Origin of the sequence: Sphaerochaeta sp. S2 (assembly GCF_016406725.1) — a bacterium.
Taxonomy (GTDB): domain Bacteria; phylum Spirochaetota; class Spirochaetia; order Sphaerochaetales; family Sphaerochaetaceae; genus Sphaerochaeta.
The window spans coordinates 1-2186 of sequence record NZ_JAEKNT010000214.1; the positions used below are offsets into that span (position 1 = coordinate 1).

A 2186-nucleotide genomic window follows, 5' to 3' on the forward strand; every position below is an offset into this window, starting at 1 on the left:
GTTTGCGGCTTCAAAGACATCCACCAAATGTTGGAAATTAGGTGCAGTAGTCTTATCTGTCTGATCGAGGTAGTGATATACAGAAAGTTCAATCACTCCATCCGTTGCCGCTTCCTTTGTCCCTGCAGCAATGAGCAGGGAGGGAATCAAGAAAGACACGAATGCTAAAATCAACAATCGTTTCATTTTCATACAGGACCTCCATTTTTTCTCACCCCCTTCGAGGGTGTTAACGTTATGACAACAAGTGAAAGAGCGGAACAGCCTGCTTGGCAGTGTTCTCACTGAGCGGTTCCAGATTCATCAATACCTTATCGAGAACCAGGGCAGCAGCACCAAATGAAACTGCATCATATCCCAATGATGAAAACTGGATTTGGCAATTCTCTTCGCTTTGGATCAAGGAGTTTGATCGTATTTCTTTTCTTAACATCTCAGGCATGAAAGAAGCGAAAGGTTCAATCGTACCCCCGATGAATACATGCCCAATATCCAATGTATTGATAAGGAAAGCCAGATTCTGGCAAATTTCCTGGATATAATTACGCAAGGCTTCCCGATCTTCGCTTACAGAGACTCCTTGGGCAATCTGCACTTGTTGTAAAGAATCAGGATCTCGATTACATACACTCTTGAATTCACCGGCCTGGCTGCTGCTCCCTCGATAGATTTTTCCATCGAATCCAAACCCTAAACCAATGGTTGGCTGTGGGGATGCTGTTTGTACTTCGTAGCGTTTCCAGAATTCAATGAGCACGAATAGAAAATTCTTTAGCTTTTGTTTCCTTTGGAATACTACCTCTCCCCATGCTCCACAGTTGGCATCATTTTCCAGGATGACGGGAAAGGGAAAGTGTGAGGCAATCTCTTTCTGAAAGTCAAAAGGCTGTTGGAAATCAAGAGAGACCGAGCGATAGATTGTTTGGTTCTCTGCATCAATTACGCCAGAGAAGCCGATGCCAATTCCCAATAGATGTCTTTGCATCTCCTCGAGGTCTTTACAGAGATATTCAATGAGATTACATACTTCAGCCTTGAATGTCTTGGCAGTAAATCCTTTTGGTTTGGTTTGTGAGAAAAGCACCTTACCCTCCAAGTCAATGGAGAGTGCAGTATAGGAATCAGAGCGAATTTCTATACCAATAACATGAAAGTATGCTTTATTGAGGGTAAGCCCTATCGCTCTCCTCCCTCCCTTTGGACTCGCTTCGAGGACTTCATTCTCAGTCACAATTCCAAGCGTTATCAAATCATTGACTATGTTTGAAATGGAAGATTTGGTAAGTCCAAGCCTTACAGCTAAATCGGCACGACTGAGTTGATCTTCTATCCAAAGCCGATGGATTATCCGTGAGGAGTTTATTAGTCGTGATCTTCTTGGTTCAGACAAGGGGGATACTCCTAGTTTGTTCGTTTTTGTACTAACCTAGGTACAGTATACCCCCTTGGAATTCCACGTCAAGAAGAATAACATCTTTATATATTATAATATTTTATACACAAAATGAACTAACACAAGTATTATATATGGTATTTAGACAGGTAACTCTTTCTGTATTACTTCAACAGATGTTCAAAGAATCGACGAGCAGTATGCCCTGCCACCAATGCCAGGGCATCAGATGCATTCAGGGGCTTGCTGAAAAAGAAACCCTGGGCCTTGTCGCAATTGTTTCGCTTCAGATAATCAAGCTGTCTCTGATGCTCAATCCCTTCTGCTACCACACTGTGCCCCAATTTATGAACCATGGATATGATATCTCCGGTGATGGCCTGATCATCAGAGAGGTACATCAATTTATCAATGAATGACTTGTCAATCTTCAATTCATTGACATAGAGCTCACGCTCCCTTGAAAGAGAGGAATATCCACTGCCAAAATCATCAACTGAGATCTTGACCCCTTTGTGTTGCAATGTTTTCAGAACCCTGTTGATCTCTTGGAAGTTAGAGGCAAAGATGGACTCGGTAAGCTCCAAACAAACACAAGCTGGGTTCACATCCATTGAATGCATCAAGCGGATGATATGCTCAGCAAACCCCTCTTTTATCAACTGGATGGCAGAAATATTAATGGAGACCGTGCAATCCATTACATGATGTTCTTCCAACTGCTTCAAGAACTGGAATGCCTGCCGGATGATGATATCGCCCAAGGGGATGATGAGTTTTGTCTTCTCTGCAA

The 2186-nt window shown here is 42.7% G+C and carries 2 protein-coding genes and 1 pseudogene; all 3 read right to left on the reverse strand.

The features are described 5' to 3' along the window. Positions 1-192, reverse strand: a pseudogene (locus JF818_RS06020) (carbohydrate ABC transporter substrate-binding protein); the annotation flags it as partial. A 43-nt stretch (positions 193-235) separates the two neighbouring features. Beyond that, on the reverse strand, positions 236-1390 hold the full coding sequence (locus JF818_RS06025) for an ROK family transcriptional regulator (RefSeq protein ID WP_198891095.1): 1155 nt from the start codon (positions 1388-1390) through the stop codon (positions 236-238). A gap of 167 nt (positions 1391-1557) precedes the next feature. After that, positions 1558-2186 (reverse strand): EAL domain-containing protein (locus JF818_RS06030; RefSeq protein ID WP_198891097.1); only part of this gene is annotated, 629 nt, incomplete at its 5' end.